This window comes from Arthrobacter sp. AFG20 (genome assembly GCF_002892795.1).
Classification (GTDB): Bacteria; Actinomycetota; Actinomycetes; order Actinomycetales; family Micrococcaceae; genus Arthrobacter.
The window spans coordinates 24,560-50,225 of sequence record NZ_PJMC01000012.1 but is presented as its reverse complement, the minus strand read 5'-3'; the positions used below and the strand labels follow the sequence as shown (position 1 = coordinate 50,225).

At 66.2% G+C, this 25,666-nt stretch carries 20 protein-coding genes; 12 read left to right on the top strand and 8 right to left on the bottom strand.

Annotation, left to right across the window (positions count from 1 at the left end; all coding sequences use genetic code 11):
• Nucleotides 1-70: 70 nt before the first annotated feature.
• The 5 genes from CXZ05_RS14765 (at nucleotide 71) to CXZ05_RS14745 (ending at nucleotide 6,663) form a co-directional block, all read left to right on the top strand.
• Complete coding sequence (locus CXZ05_RS14765; protein WP_102973304.1) at nucleotides 71-1,486, top strand: S9 family peptidase; 1,416 nt, start codon at nucleotides 71-73, stop codon at nucleotides 1,484-1,486.
• Nucleotides 1,487-1,693: 207 nt separating this feature from the next.
• On the top strand, nucleotides 1,694-2,605 hold the full coding sequence (locus CXZ05_RS14760) for a LysR family transcriptional regulator (protein WP_102973303.1): 912 nt from the start codon (nucleotides 1,694-1,696) through the stop codon (nucleotides 2,603-2,605).
• 142 nt (nucleotides 2,606-2,747) lie between these two features.
• Nucleotides 2,748-3,845: a tartrate dehydrogenase gene (locus CXZ05_RS14755; protein ID WP_102973302.1), complete on the top strand. Its 1,098-nt coding sequence runs from the start codon at nucleotides 2,748-2,750 to the stop codon at nucleotides 3,843-3,845.
• 162 nt (nucleotides 3,846-4,007) lie between these two features.
• Nucleotides 4,008-5,501 carry a C4-dicarboxylate transporter DctA gene (gene dctA, locus CXZ05_RS14750; protein ID WP_102973301.1) on the top strand — a complete coding sequence of 498 codons (1,494 nt, stop codon included), beginning with the start codon at nucleotides 4,008-4,010 and terminating at the stop codon, nucleotides 5,499-5,501.
• A 1-nt stretch (nucleotide 5,502) separates the two neighbouring features.
• Nucleotides 5,503-6,663 (top strand): glycerate kinase, encoded by a 1,161-nt coding sequence (locus CXZ05_RS14745; RefSeq protein WP_102973300.1) that lies wholly within the window; start codon nucleotides 5,503-5,505, stop codon nucleotides 6,661-6,663.
• 83 nt (nucleotides 6,664-6,746) lie between these two features.
• Here the strand turns inward: CXZ05_RS14745 and CXZ05_RS14740 are convergent, their stop codons facing one another.
• On the bottom strand, nucleotides 6,747-7,649 hold the full coding sequence (locus CXZ05_RS14740; RefSeq protein WP_102973397.1) for a DMT family transporter: 903 nt from the start codon (nucleotides 7,647-7,649) through the stop codon (nucleotides 6,747-6,749).
• A gap of 17 nt (nucleotides 7,650-7,666) precedes the next feature.
• The gene (locus CXZ05_RS14735) at nucleotides 7,667-8,263 is read right to left on the bottom strand and encodes a TetR/AcrR family transcriptional regulator (RefSeq protein ID WP_102973299.1); all 597 of its coding nucleotides are present in this window, start codon (nucleotides 8,261-8,263) and stop codon (nucleotides 7,667-7,669) included.
• Between the two features lie 342 nt (nucleotides 8,264-8,605).
• Here CXZ05_RS14735 and chvE point away from each other — a divergent pair, with 342 nt between their 5' ends.
• The 4 genes from chvE (at nucleotide 8,606) to CXZ05_RS14715 (ending at nucleotide 12,927) form a co-directional block, all read left to right on the top strand.
• Nucleotides 8,606-9,730 carry a multiple monosaccharide ABC transporter substrate-binding protein gene (chvE, locus tag CXZ05_RS14730; RefSeq protein WP_180987401.1) on the top strand — a complete coding sequence of 375 codons (1,125 nt, stop codon included), beginning with the start codon at nucleotides 8,606-8,608 and terminating at the stop codon, nucleotides 9,728-9,730.
• Between the two features lie 104 nt (nucleotides 9,731-9,834).
• Nucleotides 9,835-11,364 (top strand): multiple monosaccharide ABC transporter ATP-binding protein, encoded by a 1,530-nt coding sequence (gene mmsA / locus CXZ05_RS14725; protein ID WP_102973297.1) that lies wholly within the window; start codon nucleotides 9,835-9,837, stop codon nucleotides 11,362-11,364.
• Nucleotides 11,365-11,369: 5 nt separating this feature from the next.
• On the top strand, nucleotides 11,370-12,683 hold the full coding sequence (gene mmsB, locus CXZ05_RS14720) for a multiple monosaccharide ABC transporter permease (RefSeq protein ID WP_102973296.1): 1,314 nt from the start codon (nucleotides 11,370-11,372) through the stop codon (nucleotides 12,681-12,683).
• A gap of 34 nt (nucleotides 12,684-12,717) precedes the next feature.
• Nucleotides 12,718-12,927: a hypothetical protein gene (locus CXZ05_RS14715; protein ID WP_102973295.1), complete on the top strand. Its 210-nt coding sequence runs from the start codon at nucleotides 12,718-12,720 to the stop codon at nucleotides 12,925-12,927.
• Nucleotides 12,928-13,014: 87 nt separating this feature from the next.
• Here the strand turns inward: CXZ05_RS14715 and CXZ05_RS14710 are convergent, their stop codons facing one another.
• From CXZ05_RS14710 to CXZ05_RS14685, 6 genes are all read right to left on the bottom strand, one after another.
• A complete protein-coding gene (locus tag CXZ05_RS14710) occupies nucleotides 13,015-14,040 on the bottom strand; it encodes a LacI family DNA-binding transcriptional regulator (protein WP_102973294.1) in 1,026 nt (341 codons plus the stop codon).
• A gap of 13 nt (nucleotides 14,041-14,053) precedes the next feature.
• Nucleotides 14,054-14,968, bottom strand: coding sequence for an aldose 1-epimerase family protein (locus CXZ05_RS14705; RefSeq protein WP_102973293.1), 915 nt, complete (start codon nucleotides 14,966-14,968; stop codon nucleotides 14,054-14,056).
• Entirely contained in the window at nucleotides 14,965-16,485 is a 1,521-nt protein-coding gene (gene araA, locus CXZ05_RS14700; protein WP_102973292.1) for an L-arabinose isomerase, read from the bottom strand. The genes CXZ05_RS14705 and araA overlap by 4 nt, the downstream gene beginning before the upstream one ends.
• Before the next feature lie 55 nt (nucleotides 16,486-16,540).
• Nucleotides 16,541-17,251, bottom strand: a complete 711-nt coding sequence (locus tag CXZ05_RS14695; protein WP_102973291.1) for an L-ribulose-5-phosphate 4-epimerase — start codon at nucleotides 17,249-17,251, stop codon at nucleotides 16,541-16,543.
• Nucleotides 17,248-19,002: a ribulokinase gene (araB, locus tag CXZ05_RS14690; protein ID WP_102973290.1), complete on the bottom strand. Its 1,755-nt coding sequence runs from the start codon at nucleotides 19,000-19,002 to the stop codon at nucleotides 17,248-17,250. The genes CXZ05_RS14695 and araB overlap by 4 nt, the downstream gene beginning before the upstream one ends.
• Nucleotides 19,003-19,105: 103 nt before the next feature.
• Nucleotides 19,106-20,116 carry a LacI family DNA-binding transcriptional regulator gene (locus CXZ05_RS14685; RefSeq protein WP_102973289.1) on the bottom strand — a complete coding sequence of 337 codons (1,011 nt, stop codon included), beginning with the start codon at nucleotides 20,114-20,116 and terminating at the stop codon, nucleotides 19,106-19,108.
• Between the two features lie 130 nt (nucleotides 20,117-20,246).
• Here CXZ05_RS14685 and CXZ05_RS14680 point away from each other — a divergent pair, with 130 nt between their 5' ends.
• From CXZ05_RS14680 to CXZ05_RS14670, 3 genes are all read left to right on the top strand, one after another.
• On the top strand, nucleotides 20,247-21,812 hold the full coding sequence (locus CXZ05_RS14680) for an FG-GAP-like repeat-containing protein (protein WP_258006596.1): 1,566 nt from the start codon (nucleotides 20,247-20,249) through the stop codon (nucleotides 21,810-21,812).
• A 278-nt stretch (nucleotides 21,813-22,090) separates the two neighbouring features.
• Entirely contained in the window at nucleotides 22,091-24,313 is a 2,223-nt protein-coding gene (locus CXZ05_RS14675) for a multicopper oxidase family protein (protein ID WP_102973287.1), read from the top strand.
• Nucleotides 24,310-25,482, top strand: coding sequence for a hypothetical protein (locus tag CXZ05_RS14670; protein ID WP_102973286.1), 1,173 nt, complete (start codon nucleotides 24,310-24,312; stop codon nucleotides 25,480-25,482). Before CXZ05_RS14675 ends, CXZ05_RS14670 begins: the two co-directional genes overlap by 4 nt.
• The last annotated feature ends 184 nt before the right edge of the window (nucleotides 25,483-25,666 follow it).

Here is a 25,666-nt window from a genome sequence, read left to right as displayed (position 1 = left end):
CGTTGACTTTTGAAATCGTTAAGATAATCATCAGTTGTCTTATTCAACGATTTCGAGTGAGGTTTCCAAATTGCCCCCCAAACTGCGCCGACGCCGCCGCACCATCGTTTCAACATCAGCCCTTACCGCAGTGCTTGCGGCAGCCGCCATGTCCCCGGCCGCCGTTGCCGCCCCGCCAGCCACCGGCCCGTCAGCTTTTGCCACAGCGCCGACCGGCTCACCCGTCACCACTGAGGGAACCCTTCCAGACGGAGCGGCCTGGCGCGCTGATGTGCCGGCGGACTGGAACGGCAAGCTGGTGCTCTTCGCGCATGGCTTCCGGCCAGGACCGGCCAACCCGGCCTGGGACAACGGATTCGCCCCCACCGCCAGCGAACTGGTCCGCAGGGGTTACGCCGTCGCGTCCTCGTCCTACGCCACCACCGGCTGGGCCTTCGGGACTGCAGCGCAGGATCAGCTGGACACGCTGGCAGCTTTCGGGGAACGGTTCGGCGATCCAGGCCGCGTCATCGCCGTCGGCCGGTCCATGGGAGGCCTCGTGACCAGCATGATGGCCGAAATCCCGGAATCGGGCATCGACGGTGCCGTCAGCACCTGCGGCCTGGTTGGCGGCGGGGTGTCGCTGAACAACTACCAGCTGGACGCGGCCTATGCTGCCGCCGAGCTGCTGCTCCCCGGGCAGGACATCCAGCTCACCGGTTTCACCGCCCCGGAGCAGTCCACCGCCACCATCGGGAGCCTGAAGGCCGCCTTGCAGCAGGCCAACAAATCCGCTGAAGGCAGGGCCAGGATCGCACTGGTGGCCGCCCTGCTGAACACCCCCACGGAACTGGACGGCGTGGACGTGGACAACCCGGAGGCGCTGGCAGCCGCCCAGGCGAAGCTGGTTTTGGACAGCCTCCCCACCGTCATCGAACGCCGTTACACCATCGTCAACGCGGCAGGCGGCGACAGCGGCTGGACGGCCGGTGTGGACTACTCCAAGGTCCTTCGCTCCTCTGGCCAACGCCGGCAAGTGGAGCAGATGTACAGCGTGGCCGGCCTGAACCTGAGCAAGGACCTGTCCACTTTGACGGCCAACGCCGACATTGCACCCGGTCAGGACGGTCTCGATTGGATGCATCGCACCTCCACCCCCACGGGCGAACTGCAGGTACCACTGCTGACTACGCACACCACAGTCGATCTTCTGGCGCCTGTGGAATTCCAGGAAGAATACGCCGAGACTATCCGCCATGCGGGCAAAAACTCCCTGCTTCGCCAGGCTTTCGTTGATCGGGCAGGACACTGCAACTTCACCGTGGCTGAAAATATCGCGGCCATCGAAGCCATGAACCAGCGGCTCGAAACCGGCAACTGGGGGGCCGTGGCCACGACCTCCAACCTGCAGCGCACCGCAACGTCACTGGGACTCGATGGCGCCAACTTTGTTGAGTTCCGCCCGGACGAGTTCATCAATGACCGCGACTGGACCCCTATTTCCTGAGGGGAGCACCGGCTCACGCGACGGGGCGGTTCGGGCAATGTCCAGCCTGCCCTGTAGCTCGTATTACAGCCCCTGTTGGGAGCAGCCGCCAACAGGGGCTGTAATGCGCCTGATAGGCGTAGGCTATTTAGTGCTTCAGCGCGTGAGCCTTGTTGCCCGCTTCTCGGACCGCTGGAAGGAAGCCAATGAACTGGTTGAGGAGCTGGAATGGATACTCGCAAGCTGAAGTATTTTTTGGCCGTTGTAGATCACGACGGTTTCAATCGGGCGGCGGAGCATCTGCTTATTGCGCAGCCTTCCCTCTCCCAGACCATTGCGGGCTTGGAGAGGGAATTGGGGGTGCCGCTGTTCCACAGGATCGGTCGGCGGGCCGTTCTTAGCGAGGCGGGTCAGGAACTGGTGGGTCCGGCCCGGCTGGTGATGCGGGACTTGGACGCTGCACAGTCGGCGGTTCAGGCTCTTAGAGGCGTGCGCAGTGGCAGGTTGGACATCATCACCATGCCGTCCCCTGGCATTGAGCCGCTGACGTCGATGATCGCTGGCTTTACCCGGCTGCACCCTTCCGTCCGGCTGAATGTCGGCGCTGCATTCACTCCTGAGGAAGTCATCGAGTCTGTCCGTAGCGGCAGCACGGAGATTGGGCTGGCCGGATCACCTACCCCGATCCGTGTACCAGGCGTCCAGGTGCTTGAGCTGGAGCGCCAGCCATTGATTCTGATCGTGAACCCGCAGACCGATACCTTCAGGCCCGGGTCCGCCATCCAACGGGAAGATCTGGGCGGACACCGGCTGGTCGCCAGCCAGCGCGGGTCTTTGATGCGCTGGCTGGTCGATGATGCTTTAGCCCAGGGTGTCGATATCGAGATCGTCGTCGAGGTCGCGCACCGGACATCGATTCTCCCGCTAGTGCTCGCCGGCGTGGGCCACGCTGTCATGCCGTCCTCCTGGGCGCCGCTGGCACATAAATCCGGACTGCGGACCCTTCTTATCGAACCGGTGTCCGATCTGGACGTGGCAATCCTGAGCCGGAAGGACGGCCTCACACCCGCTGCCCGCGCGTTCCTGAAGGTTGCAGAGCTGCATGTGTCTAAGGAACCGGACGCCGGCCATGAGCTGTAGCGATAGGCAGAACCTATCTGCCGTATCGAAACTAAGTCTTGGACGCGAATAGCAGCCGGGCCGTCTACTTGAAGAGGAAGAAAACAGTGTGACCCCGCTAACAGGAGCACGCTGCCAACAAACTCAACGAGGAGGTAGGCACATGAGCGCCACCCAGACATTCAGCATCGCTTCAATCCCCGCCGACGGCGTCGGCAAGGAAGTTGTATCTGCTGGCCGACGCGTCCTGGACGCAGTGGCCGAAAACTCCGGCGGGAAGTTCGCCTTCGACTGGACCGAGTTCCCCTGGGGCTGCGGCTACTACGAAAAGACCGGCCAGATGATGGATCCCAAGGGCCTGGAGGCCCTGAAGGACTTCGACGCCATCTACTTCGGCGCCGTCGGCTGGGAAAACGTTCCGGACCACATCAGCCTGTGGGGCCTGCGCCTGAACATCACGCAGAACTTCGACCAGTGGGCCAACATCCGCCCGGTGAAGTTCCTGTCGGGTGTTGAGTCCCCGCTCCGCAAGGCCGACAACACCGAACTTGACTGGATCGTGGTCCGCGAGAACAGCGAAGGCGAGTACGCGGGCCTCGGCGGCCGGAACCTCAGCGGCCGCGGCCCGGGCAACGAAGTTGCCCTCCAGACCGCCCTGTTCACCGAGAAGGGCTGCGAGCGCATCATGCGCTTCGCCTTCGACCTGGCCCGGACCCGCACGGTGAAGAAGGTTTCCTCGGTCACCAAGTCCAACGCCCAGCAGTACGGCATGGTCCTCTGGGACGAAGTCTTCAACCGCGTGGCCCTGGACTACCCGGACGTGCAGACCGAAAGCGTCCTGGTGGACGCCATGAGCGCGAAGTTCATCCTCAAGCCCGAGGACCTCTCCGTCGTCGTGGCCTCGAACCTGAACGCGGACATCCTGTCCGACCTGGGCTCGGCGCTGGCCGGAAGCCTGGGCCTCGCCGCCAGCGCCAACCTGAACCCCGAGCGCCGCTTCCCGTCCATGTTCGAACCGGTCCACGGCTCCGCCCCGGACATCGCCGGCAAGGGCATCAGCAACCCGATCGGCGCGATCGCCAGCGCCGCCCTGATGCTGGACCACTTCGGCCTGCACGAGGAAGCCCGCAAGGTGGAGGCCGCCATCGAGCAGACCACCGGCGCCGGCTACCTGACCCGCGACATCGGCGGCGAAGCCAACACCGAGGACGTCACCGAGGCCATCATCAAGGCCCTGACCAGCACCCTGGCAACCGTCTAACGCGGAGGTCCCTTCCCAACGCTCGCAAGCTCGCGTCGGGGCCCTCGGGACGCCGCTTCGCCCGAATCTGCGGTGATGTTCGACGGCGGCAGGCCCGCCGCCGTCGGACGTCACCAAACCCCTTAGCATTCTCCAGCGACATTCCACAATGAGGTAGGAATCATGGATCACATTTCTCCGGCCGGTGCCGTGACGCCGGCCCGCAAGCCCCGGTGGTACCGGCAGCTGTACTTCTGGGTACTGACAGCCATTGTCTTCGGCATCCTGCTCGGCTGGCTGGCGCCGGCCGCCGGCATCGCCATGGAACCCATCGGCACCACCTTCGTCAACTCGATGAAGATGCTCATCGGCCCGATCGTGTTCCTGACCATCGTGGGCGGCATCGCCAGCGTTGCGGACCTGAAGAAGGTCGGCATGACCGGGCTGAAGGCCCTCACCTATTTCCAGATCGGCACCATCTGCGCCATGGTCTTCGGCCTGGTCGCCATCAACGTCTTCCGCCTCGGCGACGGCGTCAACGCTGACGCAGGATCAATCAAAACCTCCGAATCGGCGGCGAAGCTCATCGACGCCGGCCAGCACCAGGAGTGGTGGCAGTTCCTCACCCACATCATCCCCAACAGCATCGTGGGACCCTTCGTTGAGGGCGACATCCTCCAGATCATCTTCATCGCCGTCGTCTTCGGCATCGCCCTGAACGCCATGGGCAAGGTCGGCGCACCCGTCCTTGACGGTGTGCAGCGCCTCACCGCGGTGATGTTCAAAATCCTTGGCTTCATCATGAAGGCCGCCCCGATCGGCGCGTTCGGTGCGATGGCCTACGCCGTGGGCAAGTTCGGCGTCTCCTCCCTCACCAGCATGGGCGGACTCATCGCCCTCTTCTACATCACCTCCATCCTCTTCGTGGTGATCGTGCTCGGCTCGGTCATGGCCTTCCTGAAGCTGAACATCTTCACGATGATCCGCCACCTCAAGGAGGAATACATGCTCATCCTGGGCACCTCAACCGCCGAACCGGCCCTGCCCGGCCTGATGCGCAAGCTCGAGCACGCCGGCGTGAAGAAGGAAACCGTCGGCCTCGTTGTCCCCACCGGGTATAGCTTCAACCTCGACGGCGCCGCCATCTACCTCTCCCTGGCCGCCCTCTACATCGCCCAGGCCACCAACACCGACCTCACCATCGGCCAGCAGCTCGGCCTGCTCGCCGTCATGCTGCTGACCTCCAAGGGCGCAGCCGGTGTGGCCGGCGGCGGCTTCATCGCCCTCACCGCCACGCTGACCACCATCGGCACCATCCCCGCCGCAGGCATCATGCTCATCTTCGGCATCGACAAGTTCATGTCCGAATGCCGTGCCCTGGTGAACTTCACCGGCAACGCCGTCGCCACCCTCTTCATCGCCTGGTGGGACCGCACCCTCGACGCAGACCGCGCCCGCCGCGTCTTCGCCGGCGAAACCGTCGAGCCGATGCCCGCAGAGGACCCCGTGCACGGCGATGACGTCACCGACATCGACGACGACCTGACCGAATACGGCCACCACTCACCCAGGCAGCAGCCTGACGGCGAAATTCCGACACCCCGGCACGCTGCCGGCGACGGGCCCTCCCCCTCACCGTCTGCAGACCGCCGCCCCGCCTACTCGGAAAACGTCTGACATGACCAGCACCACCGCCCCGAGGCCCGTCCGGGCCCTGATCGCACCAGACAAGTTCAAAGGCAGCCTCACCGCGGCCGAAGTGGCTGATGCCCTGGCCGCGGGGCTCCGCTCCGCAGCTAATGTGTCCGGCACGGCCGGAGCGGTCCAGTGCGAACTTCTTCCGCTGGCCGACGGCGGCGACGGCAGCGTCGACGCCGCCGTCGCCGCCGGCTTCACCCGTCACCGCTACACCGTCGCCGGCCCCACCGGCCAGCCGGTCCAGGCAGCCATCGCGTTCGACGGCAACACCGCCGTCGTCGAGGTCGCCAACACCTGCGGGCTCGGGTTGCTGCCGGAAGGCAAACTGGAAGCCCTCAACGCCTCCAGCCGTGGATTCGGCGAAGCCGTCCTGCTTGCCCTCAGCCTCAAGCCCGCCAGGATCGTGCTGGCCCTGGGCGGAAGCGCCAGCACCGACGGCGGCATGGGAATGCTGACCGCCCTGGGCTACCGCTTCCTCGATGCCAACGGGCGGCAGTTGGAGGGCAACGGCAGGACCTTGGGCCAGATCCACTCCATCCAGCGGACCCACTTCCCGGAACTCGCCGCCACCAAGCTCATCGTGGCCAGCGATGTCCACAATCCGCTGCTCGGGCCCCAGGGCGCTCCTGCCGTCTTCGGACCGCAGAAAGGCGCCGGGTCCACGGAGATTGCGGCCCTCGACGACGGTCTGGCGCGCCTCGTGCACAAGCTGTCAGAGGCAGGCATCCCCCAGGCCGCGGCCCTGGCTGAGCACGAAGGGGCCGGAAGCGCCGGCGGCATCGGCTACGCCTGCCTGCTGCTGGGGGCAAGGCAGGTGTCAGGTGCCGATTACTTCCTGGACCTGCTGGATTTCAACACCCGCAAGGACAGCTGCGACGTCGTCATCACCGGCGAAGGCAGCATCGACGAACAGACCCTGGCCGGCAAGCTTCCCGCCGCCGTCGCCCGCCGCTCGGGCGGCCGCCCGATCATCGCGGTGGCCGGCCGCTCCCTGCTCCCCAAGAACCGCTGGTCCGAAATGGCGTTGAGCCGTGTCTACACGCTCGCCGACTACACGGACCAGGACTCCTCCAAAGACCCCGAACTTTCCGCCGCCCTGCTGCACCGGATCGGAAAGGACATCGGAACAAGCCTCCTGTAGCTATTCACATGCTCTGGGAAGCAGAATCGCCCGCCCGTGGGTAGCACGGGCGGGCGTTTCTGGCAGCAGCCCCATGCTCCGGGCTATGCCCGGGCGGGCTCGCGGGGAGTCAGGACGAACAAACTCCCCAGCACCATCGCGACGCCGAGCCATCCCAGCGCCGGCAACCGCTCCCCCACGACCAGAACCGCCAGCACGGCCGCGACGACGGTCTCCATAAGGGAAAGGCCCGTTGCCGTGCTGGCGCGGACGCGAGCCAATCCCCAACCAAACAAGACGTAGCCTGCGAACATCGGGACAAGCGCCATGTAGGCCCCCACCGTGAAATTGGTCCAGGACTCAAGGAGCGGCCGGCCGGTCATTGCAAGCACGGGCATCAGCAGCAGCCCGCCCAGCCCGAACACCGCACCCATCGCGGCCCGGGACGGCACTCCCCTGCTGATCAGGCCGTGGGCCGCCCACGAGTACAGCGCGTAGGTCACGCCCGCCACCAGCCCCAAAACGATTCCCGTCGGCACGGCCCAGGATCCGGCAAGGGCGCCCGGGCGTTCCGCACTGTCACCGGCAAAACTCAGGAGTCCGGCGCCTGCCACGCCGATCAGGGCGCCGAGCATCCAGCGGCGGGTCAGCACCTTCCGTTCCGCCAACCGTTCGATGACCGCCGACGCCAGAGGGGCCGAGCCGATCGAAACCACCGTTCCCAGCGCCACGCCGGCAAGGCGCATGGAACTGTAGAAGGCGAGAGGGTAGACCGCGACGGCGGCCGCCCCCAGTACGACGAGCAGCCACCGCCCGCGGAGGCTGGCCCAGTGACAGGCTATCGGCTGCACCGCACACAGCGCCTGGAGCAACCCGCCCACACCCATTGCCGCCGCACCGATGGCAAGCGGACTCACGGACGGCGCGAACGTGGCGGCCGTTCCCGTCGTTCCCCAAAGCGCCGACGCACCCACAATGAAAATGGCACCCAGAAGGGGCCCGTTCATACGGCCAAGCACCGCCTTCACAGCTTCTCCAGCATCTGAGCAGCGATCATCCGGGCCTCCTGCAGGCAACCGTCTTCGCCTTCAAGGCCGGCCCTGGCCATGGAACCCTCGAGCAGGAAGGCCAGATGCCGGGCCACCCTGGCCGCCGCCTCATGCTGTCCTTGCAGCAGCTCCCCGACATGGTTAAACAGGAGGCCCTCGACCTCTTCCTTGTGCTGCCGCACGGCCAGTCTTCCGGGAGCGGCCGCAGGCAGTTCCGCGGCGGCGTTGAGCAGGCCGCAACCCCTGAAGCCGTGTTCATATGCCAAGTTCGCGTGGTCGATGTAGGCATCGAACACTGCCAGGACACGTTCTTGCGGGGTGGCCGCCACCGCAACCCGGGCCCTGTACAGGCCTAGCCATTCCTCGTGGCGGGCGGCGAGGTAGGCCGCCACCAGGTCCGCCTTGGAAGCGAAGTTGTTGTAGAGGCTTTTCTTGGCCACACCGGCCGCGGCAGTGATCGCGTCGATGCCTGTGGCCGCAACGCCATCGGAATAGAAGAGGCGGGCCGCAGCGTCGAGGAGCGATGCACGGGCTGGCCGCTTCAGTGCTGGCTGGCCTTGAGCTGAAGGCACGGGGATACCTCCAACAGTCGGATGAGTAGGTAGACCAGTCTACCTACTCGCCCTTTCGCCTTCAATGGCGAGGAGCAGGCGTGACGGCGGGCCGCCGCAGTCGTCATCAATTTGTGTCTTGCTTCACAGCCCTACCCCGGATAATATTGTCCAAGATTGTTAGCGCTAACAGAAATGTTGGGGCAGCCGGAGTCTCCGCTCTGGTAATGACAGCCCTCCGGTGCCGTCCTGCGGAACGGCCTCGGTACGCCGGACACAAGTGGCCGGCGCCGGCGGAAAGTACATACGCTTTCCGCTCAAGCACCGATTCGTGGCCCAACCAGGCCACGGAAGGAGAATAACGTGAGAATTAAGAAACTGCTGGGCGCCGTCGCCGTCGTCCTGGCTGTGACGGTGGGAGCCACCGGCTGCGGTAGCCGCCCCGGCGCCTCCACCGGAACCAGCAGCGCCGACGCTGCCGGAGCCCTGGTGGGAATCTCCATGCCGACGCAGACGTCGGAACGGTGGATCGCTGACGGAAAGAACGTCTCGGACTCGCTGGCCAAGCTCGGCTACAAGACAGACCTCCAGTACGCCAATGACGACATCCCCACCCAGGTTTCGCAGATTGAAAACATGCTAACCAAGGGCGCGAAGTCCCTGATCGTCGCCGCCATCGACGGCACCACGCTGACGGACGTCCTGGCGAAGGCCAAGGAGCAGAACGTCAAGGTCATCGCCTACGACCGGCTGATCAACGGAACCCCGAACGTCGATTTCTACACCACCTTTGACAACTACGAGGTGGGCGTCCAGCAGGCAACATCCCTGCTGACCGGCCTGGGCCTCGTGGATGCCTCCGGCAAGAAGGTGGAGGGCAAGGGCCCGTTCAACGTGGAGCTCTTCGCCGGCAGCCCGGATGACAACAACGCCAACTTCTTCTGGACCGGCGCTATGGACACCCTGAAGCCGTACCTGGATGCCGGCACCCTCAAGGTCCCCAGCGGCCAGACCAAGTTTGAGCAGGCCGCCATCCTGCGCTGGCAGGCCGCAACCGCCCAGAAGCGGATGGAAGACATCCTCACCGCCGCCTACGGTTCGGGCAAGAAGCTCGACGGCGTGCTGTCGCCCTATGACGGCCTCTCCATCGGCATCATCTCGGCCCTGACCAGCACCGGCGGCTACTCCAAGGGCAGCCTGCCGGTCGTGACCGGCCAGGACGCGGAAAAGGGCTCGGTGAAGTCCATCGTTGCCGGAGAGCAGTACTCCACGATCTTCAAGGACACCCGCAAGCTCGGCGAGCAGGCCGTGAAGATGGTGGACGCGGTCCTCAAGGGCCAGCAGCCCGAGACCAATGACACCGAGACCTACAACAACAAGGTCAAGGTTGTCCCGGCCTTCCTGCTGAAGTCCGTGATCGTCACCAAGGACAACTACAAGCAGGAACTGATCGACTCCGGTTACTACACGGACGCCGACATCAAGTAGCAGCACCGCATCCAATAGCAGCATGGCGGGGCGCCTGCAGCCGCAGGCGCCCCCGCACCCCTCGAACAGATCAGCTCATCGAACAGATCAGCGGGAAATAACCAATGAACGTACCCATTCTTCAGATGCGCGGGATCACCAAGACCTTCCCCGGCGTCAAGGCCCTCCAGGATGTCACCCTGGATGTGAACCGCGGCGAGGTCCACGCGATCTGCGGCGAAAACGGGGCCGGCAAGTCCACCCTGATGAAGGTCCTCTCCGGCGTCTACGCGCACAACACCTTCGAGGGGGACATCCTCTTCGAGAACGAACCGTGCGACTTCGCATCCATCAGCGACAGCGAGAAGCGCGGGATTGTGATCATCCACCAGGAACTGGCACTGAGCCCGTACCTGTCCATCGCGGAAAACATCTTCCTGGGCAACGAACTGGCTTCCCGCGGCTGGGTGGACTGGCGCAAAACCAATCTGGAGGCATCCAAGCTGCTGGCCCGGGTCGGGCTCGACGAGAACCCGGTCACCCCCATCCAGCACATCAGCGTGGGCAAGCAGCAGCTCGTCGAAATCGCCAAGGCGCTGTCCAAGGAAGTGAAGCTGCTGATCCTGGACGAGCCCACCGCCGCCCTGAACGATGAGGACTCCGACCACCTGCTGGACCTCATCCTGCACCTGAAGGGCCAGGGCGTCACCAGCATCATCATCAGCCACAAACTCAACGAAATCCGCAAGGTCGCGGACGCCGTCACCATTATCCGGGACGGCAAGTCCATCGAGACCCTGCGCCTGGACCAGGGCCAGATCACCCAGGAACGCATCATCCGCGGCATGGTGGGCCGCGACCTGGACAGCCTCTACCCCGAGCGTGAACCGCAGATCGGCGAGGAAGTCCTCCGCATCGAGGACTGGACGGTCCAGCATCCGCAGGACCACACCCGCACGGTGGTCCACAACGCCAGCCTCAATGTCCGCAAGGGCGAGGTGGTGGGACTCGCCGGCCTCATGGGCGCCGGCCGCACTGAACTGGCCATGAGCGTCTTCGGCCGGACGTACGGCCGGGCCGTCTCCGGAAAGGTGTTCAAGCACGGCAAGGAAATCAACACCTCCACCGTTCCCGAGGCCATCCGCCACGGCATCGCCTACGCCACCGAGGACCGCAAGCACTACGGCCTGAACCTCATCGAGGACATCAAGCGGAACATCTCCATGGCTGCCCTGCCGAAGCTCTCCAAGCGCGGCTGGGTGGACGGCAACAAGGAAACCACGGTGGCCAACGGCTACCGGAAGAGCATGAACATCAAGGCACCGTCCGTCGCGGCCATCACCGGGAAACTCTCCGGCGGCAACCAGCAAAAAGTGGTCCTGAGCAAATGGATGTTCTCCGACCCCGACGTGCTGATCCTGGACGAACCCACCCGCGGCATCGACGTCGGCGCCAAGTTCGAGATCTACACGATCATCGCCGAGCTCGCCGCCCAGGGCAAAGCCGTCATTGTGATCTCCTCCGAGCTCCCCGAGCTCCTGGGCATCTGCGACCGGATCTACACCCTGTCCGCCGGCCACGTCACGGGCGAAGTCCCCATCGCCGAGGCCTCCCAGGAAACCCTTATGCACTACATGACAAAAGAGAAGGAATAACGGACATGTCCGCCCTACGAGAATCCCTCGGCTTCCTGGCAAGCCGCCTCCGCCAGGTCGGCATCTTCGTCGCCCTGATCCTGATCGTCCTGCTGTTCCAGGTCCTCACCGACGGGATCCTGCTCCAGCCGCAGAACGTCAGCAACCTCGTTGTCCAGAACAGCTACATCCTCATCCTGGCCATCGGCATGGTCATGGTCATCATCGCCGGGCACATCGACCTCTCCGTCGGTTCCATCGCCGGATTCATCGGCGCCGTCGCCGGCGTCATGATCGTCCACTGGGGCTGGGCCTGGTGGGCGGCGATCCCGGCCTGCCTCCTCGTGGGCGCCCTCGTCGGCGCCTGGCAGGGGTACTGGATCGCCTACGTCGGCATTCCCGCGTTCATCGTCACCCTCGCCGGCATGCTCATCTTCCGCGGCCTGACCCTGATCACCCTGAAGAACCAGCAGATCACCCCCTTCCCGGACGAACTCCGCGCCCTCGGCGGCGGCTTCCTCCCGGACATCTCCGGCGGCACCTCGGTGCTCGAATGGCTCACCGTGATCCTCGGCGTCGGCGGCACCGCCGCCCTGCTGTTCCAGTCCATCAAAGAACGCCGCGTCCGCCGCAAGTTCAATCTGGAAAACGAACCCATGGCATGGTTCGCCACGAAGACCGCGTTCATCGCCGTGCTGATGTTGGTCATCACGTTCCTCCTCGCCAGCTACCGCGGTACCCCGATCGTGCTGCTCGTCCTCGCCGCCCTGGTCATCGCCTACTCCGCGCTGATGAACAACAGCATCTTCGGCCGGCACACCTACGCCATCGGCGGAAACCTGCACGCGGCGGAGCTCTCCGGCATCAAGACCAAGGCTGTGACCTTCCGGCTCTTCGTGAACATGGGCGTCCTCGCCGCCCTGGCCGGCCTGATTTTCACGGCCCGGCTGAACTCCGCGCAGCCTGCCGGCGGCACCGGCTTCGAACTGGACTCCATCGCGGCCGCCTTCATCGGGGGCGCGGCGGTCCAGGGCGGCATCGGAACCGTGGCCGGGGCCATGATCGGCGGCCTCATCATGGGCGTCCTCAACAACGGCATGTCCATCCTCGGACTCGGCACCGACTACCAGCAGCTCATCAAGGGCCTGGTGCTCCTGCTCGCCGTCGGCTTCGACATCTTCAACAAGAACCGCGCCGGCGGCGGATCCTCCATCGCCAAGCGCTTCAAGCTCAGGACCACCCCGCCCGCCACCGAAACCAAGGCACCGGCAGAAACCAAAGCACCGGCCGAACCTGCCGCGCCCGTGGCAGCAGGCAGCCGGCAGTCAGACAACTCCTAGACAACCGGCCTACAGCCAGCAGAAAGGATCCATTATGACCGCCCTCCTCGATTCCATCGACATCCACGTCACGAACCGGCACGCCCTGGACGAGCACCTCGAAGCAGCCGTGAAGGACCTCCAGGAACTGGCCATGCTCACCGGCGTGCACGGCATACTGGTCACCCGCCACCGGCCGGGAAACTATACGGCCGCGCTTTCCGACCGGGTCCCGTTCGGGATGACGCGCGAAGTCATCCACTGACGCGCTACTCCCCAACCGAGCAACACAGCAGAGCCCCTCCCGGTGACAACCGCGGAGGGGCTCTGCTGGTTAAGAGCGAGTGGTGCTTTATTGGGCTGGTTCTGCCGGCGCGGCGGTTGAGCCCCGCACCACGAGCCTGGGGTTAAGGACCGAAGCCGCTGCCGAGGGGCCGTGGGCCATGTCGGACAGCAGCATCCGGATGCAGCGCGCGCCGAGTTCCTTGAACCCCTGGTTCACCGTGGTAAGCGGCGGGACGAAATAGGCGGCCTCCGGCTGGTCGTCGAAGCCCACCACGCTGATGTCTTCGGGCACGCGCAGGCCTGCCTCACTGAACGCGCGCAGTGCCCCCAGGGCCATCTGGTCGTTCGCCGCAAACAGGGCTGTGACGTCGCCGGCGGCCGCCAGTTCCAGTCCGGCGCGGTAGCCGCTTTCGGCACTCCAGTCCCCCTGGATCAGGACGCCCTCCGGCAGTCCGGCCTGATTCAGCGTGCGCCGCCAGCCCTCGGTCCGGGCCGCGGCATCAATCCAGTCCTGCGGCCCCGAAACGTGGGCGATCGCGGTGTGGCCGAGGTTCACCAGGTGCTGCACGGCGAGGGCCGCACCAACGCGCTGGTTCACCGCCGCAACCGTCAGGTGTTCATCCGCGCCGAACCCCACGGCAACCAGCGGGACGGACAGCGCGATGGCATGCAGCGATTCCAGCATCGTCTCGTGCGGGACGATCACCACGATCCCGTCCACGGACTGCAGCAGGAAGTGCTCGAGCGCATCGTGGATGCCGGCGGTCGTCACCTCGCTGAGGCTGGCCATGCTGACGGAATAGCCCTCGTTCCGGGCCGCCTGCTGGACGCCCAGCAGCGTGTTCGCCGGACCGTAGTGTGCGGTACCGGCACCCAGGACCCCGATGGCCTGGGAACGCCGGGTGACCAGGCTGCGCGCAGCGGTGTTGCGGCGGTACCCCAGCTCCGCAATGGCGCGTTCCACGCGCCTGCGGGTCTGGGCACTGACGTTCGGATGGGCATTCAGCACCCGCGACACGGTCTGGTGGGACACGCCCGCGAGGCGCGCCACGTCCTCCATGACGGGAGGACGTGGCGTCGTGTTTGGGCTCACTGCGTCGAATGGGTCACGTGCCGAAGATGCTCCAGGATGCCTCGTGCGTGGTGCCCGGCTCCAGCCGGATCAGGTCCACGCCGCTGTTGAAGGCATCAGGAGGGCAGGTCATGGGTTCCACGGCAAGGCCCAGCCGGTTGGGGGCCGGGGGCTGCTTGTCGGCGGTGTGGATCTGGAGCCACTGGCAGGTGCGGTCCCAGGCCATTCCGACGCCGGTTCCGCCCGGGTCCCGGACCAGCACGCGGGTGAGCCCGCCGCCGTCGAACGCTACGTCGGTGAACGCGTGGTCGATCTTCGTGGCGCCGATGGTGCGCGGCGTGCGAAAGTCGAACTCGTGCCCCGCCACGGAGCGCGTTTCCTTCGGCAGCAGCCGGTCCGGCGTGACCTCGAGGAACTGCCCGGCGGGAATGTCGAGGGTCCACTCATCGAGCGGCGCGGGCCCGGCCACCAGGTAGGGGTGCGGGCAGACCCCGTAGGGCGCCGCGGTACCGCCAAGGTTCGACGCCGTGACCCGGCTGTGCAGGCCGTCCTCCGTAAGCCGGTACTCGACGACGATGCGCACCTCGTGCGGATATCCCACCGTCGGCTGCGGCGTGCAGGACAGCGTCACCGACGACTCGTTATGCGACTCCAGGTCCCAGTCCAGGGGGAACGCCACCCCGTGCAGGGCGCAGCCGCGGTCCGTCTCGTTGACCGGCAGCTCGTACTCGGCGCCGTCGAACGTGTACCTGCCGTCGGCGATCCGGTTGGGCCAGGGCACCGCGATGATGCCCCGGTAGTCGGGGATGGGCCCGCCCTCGGGGAACGGAACGATGAGGTCCCGTCCCCGGTAACGGAGCTCCCGCAGCGCACCCGCCCGTGCAGTGATGGCTGCGGCGTACTCCCCCGCCCGGATCTTGAATTCGGTTGCCGCCCCGGATTCGGTCACAGCCTGCCGGCCAGCCTGTAGTAGGCGGCGTTCCAGGCGAGTTCCTTCTTGAACTGCTTGAGCGTGGTGCCTTCGTCGATGGTGAGCAGTTCGGTCTGCGCGATCTCGGCAAAGTCCTCGAACACGTCCACGCCCACCTGGGTGGAGAGTACGGTGTGGTGCGCGGCCCCGGCGGTCAGCCAGGCGGCGGCCGAAGTGGCGAAGTCGGGCTTCGGCTCCCAGAGGGCACGTGCCACCGGGAGGTTGGGCAGCGGCTCGTCGAGGTCGACGACGTCGACGGCGTTCGCCACGAGGCGGAACCGGTCGCGCATGTCGGACAGTGCGACGACGACGCCGGGGCCGGCGTCGGTGTCGAAGACCATGCGGACCGGGTCCTCTTTGCCGCCGATGCCCAGCGGGTGGATTTCGACGCGCGGCTTGGCGGTGGTCAGGGAGGGGCAGACCTCGAGCATATGAGCGCCGAGGATCTTCTCCTGGCCGGGCACCAGGTGGTAGGTGTAGTCCTCCATGAGCGAGGCGCCGCCGGGCAGCCCGGCGCCCATGACCTTGGCCGCGCGGATCAGGATGGCCGTCTTCCAGTCGCCCTCGGCGCCGAAGCCGTAGCCGTCGGCCATGAGCCGCTGGACGGCCATGCCCGGCAGCTGCCGTAGCTCGCCGAGGTCCTCGAAGGACGTGGTGAAGGCGGCAGAGCCGTTGGCTTCGAGGAAGCTGCGCAGCCCGAGCTCGATGCGGGCGCTGTAGCGGAGGGACTCATGGCGGGCTCCGTCGGAGCGAAGTTCCGGCGCCACATCGTAAAGGCGCTCGTATTCGGCCACCAGGGCGTCGACGTCGGACTCCGCGGCGCCGTGCACGGCGTCGGCGAGCTCGTTGACGGACCAGGTGTTGACCGAGACGCCGAAGCGCAGCTCCGCCTCGGTCTTGTCACCTTCGGTGACGGCGACGTTGCGCATGTTGTCCCCGAAGCGAGTCAGCTTCAGGTTCCGGACGGCGGCCCAGCCGGCGGATGCGCGCTGCCATACGCCGATCTGGCGGGCCACCTCCGGGTTGGATACGTGGCCCACGACAGTCTTGCGCGGCACGCCCAGCCGGGACTGGATGTAGCCGAACTCGCGGTCGCCGTGCGCGGCCTGGTTCAGGTTCATGAAGTCGAAGTCGATGTCCGCCCAGGGCAGTTCCACGTTGGCCTGGGTGTGCAGGTGCAGGAGGGGCTTGCGGAGCAGGTCGAGGCCCTGGATCCACATCTTGGCCGGGGAGAACGTGTGCATCCACGCCGTCACACCGATCACGGAATCGTCCGAGTTGGCTTCCAGCGCCGTGCGGCGGATCGCGTCCGAATCCGTCAGCACGGGCTTCCAGACGAGCTTGACCGGGACGTCTGAGGACGCGTTCAGGGCGGCGGCGATCTCCTGGGACTGGGCCGCCACCTGCTTCAGGACGTCCTCGCCGTAGAGGTGCTGGCTGCCGGTGAGGAACCAGACCTCGTAGTGCTCGAGGGAGGTGTTGTTGGCGCTGGGCATTGGTGTCTCCTTTTGAAAAGTCTTGAGTGCTGGGCCGCGGTATGCGGGGCCGGTACTAGCGGCCGTAAACGTTCTGGTAGCGGTCGTAGAGCGACTCGATCTGGGCCGGGTCGATGGCCAGCGGTTCGCCGAGCTGCCGGGAGACGTGAACCGTGCGGGCCACCTCCTCACACATCACGGCGGCCTTAACCGCGGAGCGGGCGTCCTTGCCGATGGTGAACGGGCCGTGGTTCTGCATGAGCACCGCCGGGGAGTTGGAGTTCTTGAGCGTCTCCACGATTCCCTGGCCGATCGAATCGTCACCGATCAGCGCAAACGGGCCCACCGGGATCGGACCGCCGAATTCGTCGCCCATCATGGTCAGCACGCACGGGATCTCCTCGCCCCGCGCGGCCCAGGCCGTGGCGTACGTGGAGTGCGTGTGGACCACACCGCCGACGTCGGGCATGTTCCGGTAGACGTAGGCATGCGCGGCGGTGTCCGACGACGGCGTGAGCGCCGGGTTGCCCCACTCAACAATCGTGCCGTTCCCGCCGGTGGAGGTGCCGCTGACCGGGGTGCCGTAGAGATCGGTGACCACCATGGTTTCGGGCGTCAGGTCATCGTAGGAGACGCCCGAGGGCTTGATGACCATGAGGTCGTAGCCGGGGATACGGCCGGACACGTTCCCTGCCGTCCAGACCACGAGGTCGTACCGGGTCAGTTCCGCGTGCAGTTCGCAGACCTCGCGGCGGATACGGGCAATGGTTTCCAGCAGTGCGCTCATGCGGAAACCTCCTCAGCGGTCAGGGATTCAGCGTGCAGGGAGTGGGAGTTTTGGGACTGGGCGGCGCTGCGCTGGATGGCCTTGAGCCGGTGCATGACCTCGTTGGTTCCCCTGCCGAAGTAGTCGTGCAGGGTCCGATACTCGCGGAACAGCTCTTCGTACGCCGCGACGTTCTCCGGGATGGGTGTGTAGACCGCACCGGGAGCCGCGCCCATCGCCTCGGAGGCGGCCCTGACGTCGGCGTACTTCCCGGCGGCAACGGCCGCGTGGATGGCCGAGCCCAGGGCCGGGCCCTGCGTGGAGCCGATGGTGGAGAGCTGGAGGCCGGTCACGTCGGAGTAGATCTGCATGAGGAGCCGGTTTTTCAGCAGTCCGCCGGCCACGATGAACTCCTTCACCGGAACGCCGGAATCACGGAAGGCGTCCACGATGGTGCGGGTGCCGAAGGCGGTGGCCTCGAGCAGTGCCCGGTAGATGTCCTCCGGCCGGGTGGCCAGGGTCTGGCCGACCACCACGCCGGAGAGCTCGTGGTCCACCAGCACGGACCGGTTGCCCGAGTGCCAGTCGAGCGCTATCAGGCCGTGCTCGCCGATCGCCTGCCCGGAGGCCAGGTCCGTCAGGTATTCGTGGATGCCCTGTCCGGCTTCGGCCGCTGCCTGGTGGTATTCCGGCGGGACGCCGTACTTGGTGAACCAGCCGAAGATGTCGCCCACGCCGGACTGTCCGGCCTCGTAGCCCCAGAGCCCGTCGACGATGCCGCCGTCCACCACGCCGCACATGCCGGGCACCTCATGGAGCTCGGCGCCGTTCATGACGTGGCAGGTGGAGGTGCCCATGATGGCCACGAGCTGGCCCGGCTCCACGGCCTTCGCTGCCGGGGCGGTAACGTGCGCGTCCACGTTGCCGACGGCGACGGCGATTCCCGCCGGCAGCCCGGTCCAGGCGGCGGCCTCGGCAGTCAGGTAACCCGCGGCGTCGCCCAGGCGGCCGATGGTGTGGTCCAGCTTGGCGCTCACGAAGTCCTTGAACTGCGGGTTCAGGGCGGCGAGGAAGTCAGCGGACGGGTAGTGCCCGTCCTGGTAGATGCCCTTGTAACCGGCGGTGCAGGCGTTGCGGACGTAGTTGCCGCAGAGCTGCCAGACGATCCAGTCGGCGGCCTCCACCCAGTGGTCCATTTCGGCATAGGCTTCGGGATCCTCCTCCAGCAGCTGCAGCCCTTTGGCGAACTCCCACTCGGACGAGATCAGACCGCCATACCGCGGCAGCCATGATTCGCCGAGCTCGGCGGCCAGCGCGTTGATCCGGTCGGCCTGGCCCTGCGCAGCGTGGTGCCGCCAGAGCTTGACGTAGGCGTGCGGCCGGTTGGCGTATCCGGGCAGTTCGTTGAGCGGGGTGCCGTCGGCTTTGACGGGAACCATGGTGCAGGCGGTGAAGTCCGTGGCAATTCCGACGACGGCGGCCGGGTCGATCCCGGCGTCCGAGATCGCGGCGGGAACAGCGTGCCGCAGCACGTCGCGGTAATCGTTGGGCACCTGCAGCGCCCATTCCCCGGGCAGCCGGGCGGCTGTTCCCTCGGCAGCGTCAGCCACGTCCGCCGGAAGCACATCCGTGACTACCGCGTGCGGGTAGTCGAACACGCCGCTGCCGAGTTCCTTGCCGTCCCGGACCCGCACAACCACGGCCCGGCCGGACAGGGTGCCGTAGTCCACCCCGATGACATAGTTTTCGCTGCCGTCTGCTGTGACGTCCATGAATCCTCCAGATAAAGGCCCGTTGCTTTCCGGGCTGAAACTATTGTGAGCGCTAACAACTTACTCCGTCAAGTACCTTCATTGATTTCGGGCGGACGCCGGATCAGGCGGGGGCGGCGGTACTCCCGCGGACCACGAGTTCAGGCTCCACCACCGTGGTGCTCACCGTGTCCCCCTTCTCGATGGCGCGCAGCATCAGATCCATGCAACGCCGGCCGAGCTCCTCGAAGTCCTGCCGCACGGTCGTGAGGGGCGGCGTGAAATAGCCCGACTCCGGCTGGTCGTCGAAACCCACCACGGAGACGTCCTCGGGCACACGGACGCCGGCCTCGCTGAAGGCGCGGAGCAAGCCGAGGGACATCTGGTCATTGCCCACGAACAGCGCCGTTGCAGTCCGCTCTGAAGCCAGCTTCCGCCCGATCTCGTAGCCGCTCCCGGCGCTCCAGTCCCCTTCAACCACGAGGTTGTCATCCAGTCCTGCCGCGCGCAGGGCCGCGCTCCAGCCCTCGGCGCGCGCCACGGCGTCGATCCAGTCCTGCGGGCCGGCAATGTGCCCGATCCGGCGGTGGCCCTGCTCAATCAGATGCCCGACGGCGAGCTCGGCGCCCCGTTTCTGGTCCACCATGGCGCCGCTCACCGACTCACTGCCCAGTGATCCCACGGCCACCACGGGCACGCCGGGTTTCAGTTCCTCGAGGGCAAGGAGCGTCTCGGAATGCGGCACGATCACCACAATGCCGTCCACCGACTGGTCCAGGAAGTGCCGGATGGCATCGAAGATCGCCTCGCGGCTCACCGCGCGCAGGGCCGCGATGCTGACGAAATAGCCGGCATCGCGCGCGGCATGCTCAACGCCCAGCAACGTGTTGGCCGGACCGTACTGGGACAGCTCGCTGCCGAGCACGCCGATGGTCTGCGACTTCCGGGTGACCAGGCTCCGCGCCGCGGTGTTTCGCCGGTACCCCAGTTCGGCAATCGCTGCCTCGACGCGCTCACGCGTGGCCTTGCTGACGTTGGGGTGGTTGTTGATCACCCGGGACACGGTCTGGTGCGAGACTCCCGCGCGCTCAGCCACATCCTCAAGCCGGGGCATCCGGGCACTGGTTTTTGCCATGGGGTAATTGTGCGCGACCCAAGCCGGAAGCACGAATAGACGCGGCGGGACGTAAACTGATGGGAGCAAAGGAGCGCTGGCGATGGACGGAAAAGTTCATCATTCTGGGGCCGGATCTTCCGCACGGCATATGCTGACGGGCCTTTTGGTCCTGCTCGCCCTCCTCCTTGGATACCTGCCCGCCGCCGCTCCCGCACGCGCAGTATCACTGAACGGGCATGACATCTCCTGGCCCCAGTGCCCGACGTCGATGGGCGGCTTTGGCCTGCCCCTCCCGCCGGCGGCGTCCCAGTTCGTGGTGATCGGCCTGACGAAGGGACTGCCCTTCACGGAGAATCCGTGCCTGGCCAGCCAGGTTGCCTGGGCGTCCAGCAACCGCAAGCCGGCCCAGGCCTACACCATGGCCGCCTTCCCCACGCCCGCCCAGCTCACCGCCCACCGATCCTCGGGACCGTGGTCGGCGGCCACCCGGGCGGGGCAGCTTTCCAACGTCGGCTACGCGGAAGCCAGGTTTGCGGTTGCAAGCCTGGCGCGGGTCCCGTTTGCGCCGCGCGTGGTGTGGATCGACGTCGAACCCCGCCCGGCCCAGCCGTGGCCCACCGCGGGCGCTGCGCAGCAGCGCGAAAACCGGTACATCGTCGAGGGCCTCATGCGTGGCCTGCGGGATTCCGGCTATTCCTATGGGCTGTACTCGTTCGCCTCGGGCTGGGCCAGCATCACCGGTTCCTGGCGGCTCTCCGGCGTTCCGGTGTGGGCCACCGCCGGGCGGCTGGATTTCCCCGCCGAAGCCCTGAATCTTTGCCGCGCGCCCAGCTTCTCCGGCGGCCGCGTGTACCTATCGCAGTGGTACGACGACGTCCGGGACTACGACCTGACCTGCGACCCCTACGCCTTCACTCCCCTGCCTGTTCCGGCATCTACCCTGTCCCGGTCGACGGCCGACTTCAACGGAGACTGGAACACGGACATTCTTGCCCGGGTCACGGCAACGGCCGAGCTGCGGCTGTACCGCGGGAACGGCCGCGGCAGTCCGCTCCCCGGCGCGCGGATCGGTAACGGCTGGCGGGGCTATAGCGCCCTTGAGACGCCCGGTGACTTCAACGGCGACGGCCCGCTGGACGTCCTCGCCCGGGAGGACGCCACCGGCATCTTCTGGCTGTACCGCGGCAACGGCACCGGCGGTTTCCTTCCCCGGACCAGGATCGGCGCCGGCTGGAACGCCATGAGCGCCATCATCGGTCCTGGTGATTTCAACGGTGACCAGCGCGTGGACGTCCTTGCCCGAGAGTCTGCCAGTGGTTTCCTGTGGCTGTACCGCGGCAACGGCACGGGCGGCTGGCTCCCCCGCGTCCGCGTGGGCGCCGGCTGGAACACCTTCAACGCTCTGGTGGGCCCGGGTGACATGAACGGCGACGGCAGCGTCGACGTCTTGGCCCGCGAGCGGGCCACCGGTGTCCTGTGGCTCTACCGCGGCAGCGGCACGGGCGGCTGGCTCCCCCGCGTCCGCGTGGGCGCCGGCTGGAACGCCATGACCGCCGTCGTAAGTCCCGGCGACTTCAACGGTGACCGCAACCCGGACCTGCTGGCGCGCGACGCCGCCGGCGTCCTGTGGCTCTACCCCGGGCTTGGCACAGGCCTGTTTGCCTCCCGGGTGCGCATCAGCGCCGGCTGGAACGGGCTCGCCCCGCTGTTCTAAGCACCACGGCCCCGGCGGGCGCGGCTTCTTCGCCTGGTCTCCGCCTTATGACGGCCACCCCCTCATACCCATCTCATTGAGGGGGTATGCATCGGATACGTCCAATGTTTTCCCAACCCCCTGCCCCCACAGTGGTTGCGCGGGGCAACGACAAGCGCAGCCAGCTTCCGCAAGGCCAGGATTTCCCGGTGCAGAAACCGCCGGGGAAAGACCCTGAGAAAGCTCAATTATCGGGACCAACAGGCCATTCTTTCTTGCCCCGAAGGAGGCGCATATCCGTGTCAGAAGAAACCGCAACCACAAACGAAGTGCCGACCAACAACGTGTCCCGTCGCAACCTCTTGCGGCTCGGCGCGGCAGGAGGTGCCGGCGCGGCACTGGTCGCCGCCCAGGGCTGGGCGGGCCCGCTGCTCGCGCAGAAAGGGCTCCTTTCGCCGAACGGCGCGTTCGCCGCATCGTCCACCGCCCTCGGTGATCTGCTGTTCTACATCGAGGCATTTCCCACCAGCCCGCTGATCCTGAAGCCGTTCGACCAGGAGCTCACCATTCCCAAGGCCCTGGCTCCCACGCCGGCCGTGGGCGACAGCTCCACGAAGGGCTACACGGAGTGGAACGAGCCGCCGGGCCCTGGCCAGGGCCAGCAGAACTCGATGCGGAATGAGCGGCACCAGATCTGGCCGAACCAGGTTGGCTCCCCCGACCCTCTGGTGTACAAGATAGACGTGCAATTGGGCCAGCACGCGTTCACAAAATCCGATGTGCTGCCCATCGATGCCAATGGCCGGCCGACGATCTCCTTCGACGAGAAGGGCAAGACCTATCCGGCCGGCACCATCCGGAAGCTGCCGGACAGCACGATCTACAGCTTCAACGGGACCTTCCCCGGCCCGATGATCAATGCCGAATACGGCAAGCCGGCCCTGGTCCGGTTCGAGAACCACCTCGACGAGAACCCGCTGAACCTTGACCGCCAGGACTTCGGCTCGCCGGACTGGTCCTTCCTGACCCACCTGCACAACGGCCACACCGCCCCGGAGAGCGACGGCAACCCGCACTACTCGATGACCGCCGGGCCGAAGTACGAGGGCTACCTGCCAAAGACGTTCTGCGACAACCTGTACCTGAACTGGCCGGCCGGCAATGATGACCGCGAGAAGCAGAGCTTTTTCTGGTTCCACGACCACCGGATGGACCATACCGGATCCAATGTCTACAAGGGCATGGTGGGCCTCTACCCGATCTATGATCCGAAGAACGGCATGGATATGGGCGACGAGACCAAAGGCTTGCGGCTTCCGGGTGTCCGCAAGGACAACTCGGACGGATCCTTCGACGTCAAATACGATATTCCGCTGGCCTTCTACGACTGCCGGCTCGACGACGGCGTCACCATGCACAAGGACATCCACGATGTCCAGAAGGAATTCCCGGATGCAAAGAACCCGGCCAAGCACCCGGAGTGGTGGGGAAAGACGTTCTACAAGCACTTCCCCAACCACGGCTTTGTGGGCGACATCTTCACCGTGAATGGCACCGCCAGCCCGGTGATGGAAGTGAAGCGGCGCAAGTACCGCTTCCGGTTCCTGGACGCATCCATCGCCCGGATCTACGAGTTCAAGCTGATGAGCTCCACCCAGGGCCCCAAGAGCTCCGTGTCGCTCGGCTACAAGGGCGACGAACTCGAGGGCCAGTACCGCATCCCGGACGGCCAGCAGTGCATGCAGTTCACCCAGATCGCGTCCGACGGCGGCCTGCTGCCGTCTCCGATCAAGCGCGATTCCTTTGAACTGTGGCCAGCCAAGCGCCGCGAGGTGATCGTCGACTTCACCCGGTACCAGGACGGAACACCCACCACCAAGGGCGACGTCATCTACCTCACCAACGTGATGAAGATGCCCAATGGCCGGATGTGGAGCAACTCATCCCGGTTCGCACCGGACCCGAAGTACAAGGTTCCCGTGCTCAAGTTCGTCATCGGCGACGACGCTCCCGACGACAGCCAGATCCCCACGCAGATGCGCGCTCTGCCGCCGCTGCCGAGCAACTGGCAGACCATGCTGGACAACCGGCTGATCTTCGAGGTGGAGCGCGGCTCCGGCGGCGGCGAAACCGAGTGGCTCATCAACGGCAAGCCTTTTACCCCAAATACCGTTGCCGCCAGCCTCAAGAACCGCGCAGGCCGCTCACCGCTTGCCCAGCAGAAGAAGAACAGCTTCAACCTCTGGGAGATCCGCAATGGCGGCGGCGGCTGGGTCCATCCGTTCCATCTGCACATGGAGGAACACCGGACAGTCATGCGGAACAACAGGGACGTGACCCGCGGCGGCGACAAGGGCCATCCCGATGATGTCTCTCGTGAGGACCTGGTGGCCCTGGATCCAGGCGAGTCGGTGATCATCTACCGCGGCTTCCGGGACTTCGTAGGACCGTATGTGGCCCACTGCCACAACCTGGCACACGAGGACCACGCCATGATGTTCGGCTGGGAGATCACCCCATGACAGCCGTACCCGCGGGCACTGCCAGCGGGAGCATCAGCGGGACCGGCGCCCAGGCGCCGGCCCGCCCCGCGGTCCCTTGGCGGACGGTCATCCCGCTGGCGGCGATGATGGCCTACGCCGACGGATTCTGGATGGTTTCGCTCAGGGGCGCCGTAGGTGCCATCGAACGCACCCAGGAGCCTTTTCTAAGCTGGCTTCGGGAATCAACCGTGCTGCTCCCTGCGTTCATAGTGGCTGTTATTGCGGCCGTGACGCTGGCGATGCGGTGGTTCGGGCCGGCGCTGGCGGGCAAGAAGGCCTTCTTCACGACGGCCCTGCTGATTGCCGCGGCCGGCACGGTGGCCGGGACTGCCATCTTGGCCGCCAGTGAGGCCTGGGACTACGCCCTGCAGCACGATCTCATGAGCAACCTGCACCATGCGTCCTCCGTCCAGTCGGTGGACCAGCTGGACCAGTCGTCGCTGGGACTGCAGCTGGCCGCCTTTGGCTACGGCGTCGGCCTGCTCCTGGTCACCAACCTCGTGGTGACCGGGTGGACCATAGCTATTCGGGGCGGCCGGCTGGACGTCAGCCGGCAGCAGAAGACGACGCCGGAGCGCACCCCGCGGCATGCCGTGACCGGCAGGGCCCGGGCGGCCGCCACGGACCTCAGGCAGTTGGTGGCGACGGTGGCACTGTTCGGCTGCGCCGCCATCCACCTCGCCGTCATACCGGACCACCTCAATCACTGGGTCGTCGCCAGCGCCTTCTTCCTGGCCCTGGCAATGGCGGAGGTGGCCGCCGGCGTCCTGCTGCTGGGACGGCCCGGCCCGAACGTCCTCTTTGCCATTGTGGCCGCCTCGGCCGTGCCGCTGGTTCTGTGGGTGTGGTCCCGCACTGCCGGGCTCCCCTTTGGCCCCAACCCCGGAGTGCCCGAGCCCGCGGGCCTGGCCGATTCGGCCGCAAGCCTCCTCGAGCTGGGAACGCTGGTGATCGCCGTCGTCCTGCTCCACGCGAAACGCCGGGACGCCAGCGAGCCGGCGGGGCGGAAGACGGCGTCGGCCCACCTCCGCGCACTGGCTGTGGTGGGGGCTATCGCCATTGGCTCCCTGGGTGTGGCCGGAGCCGTGCCCGGCTGGTTGGGCGACGTGGACATCTCCGGGAACACCACCCACAACGCCCAACATTAGGAGCGTTATCTGTACGGACACGACTCAACACAAACACGACGACGGCGGCGGCCCTGATGGGGGGCCCGCCGCCGTCGTCGTGGTGGCCAGCAACACTTGTGACAAGCAATTTACCTGCCCGAAACCCACCGCAGTTTCCGGCGGCCTATGTTGTGGGGACACACGGCATTCGTCCGGTCTCAGC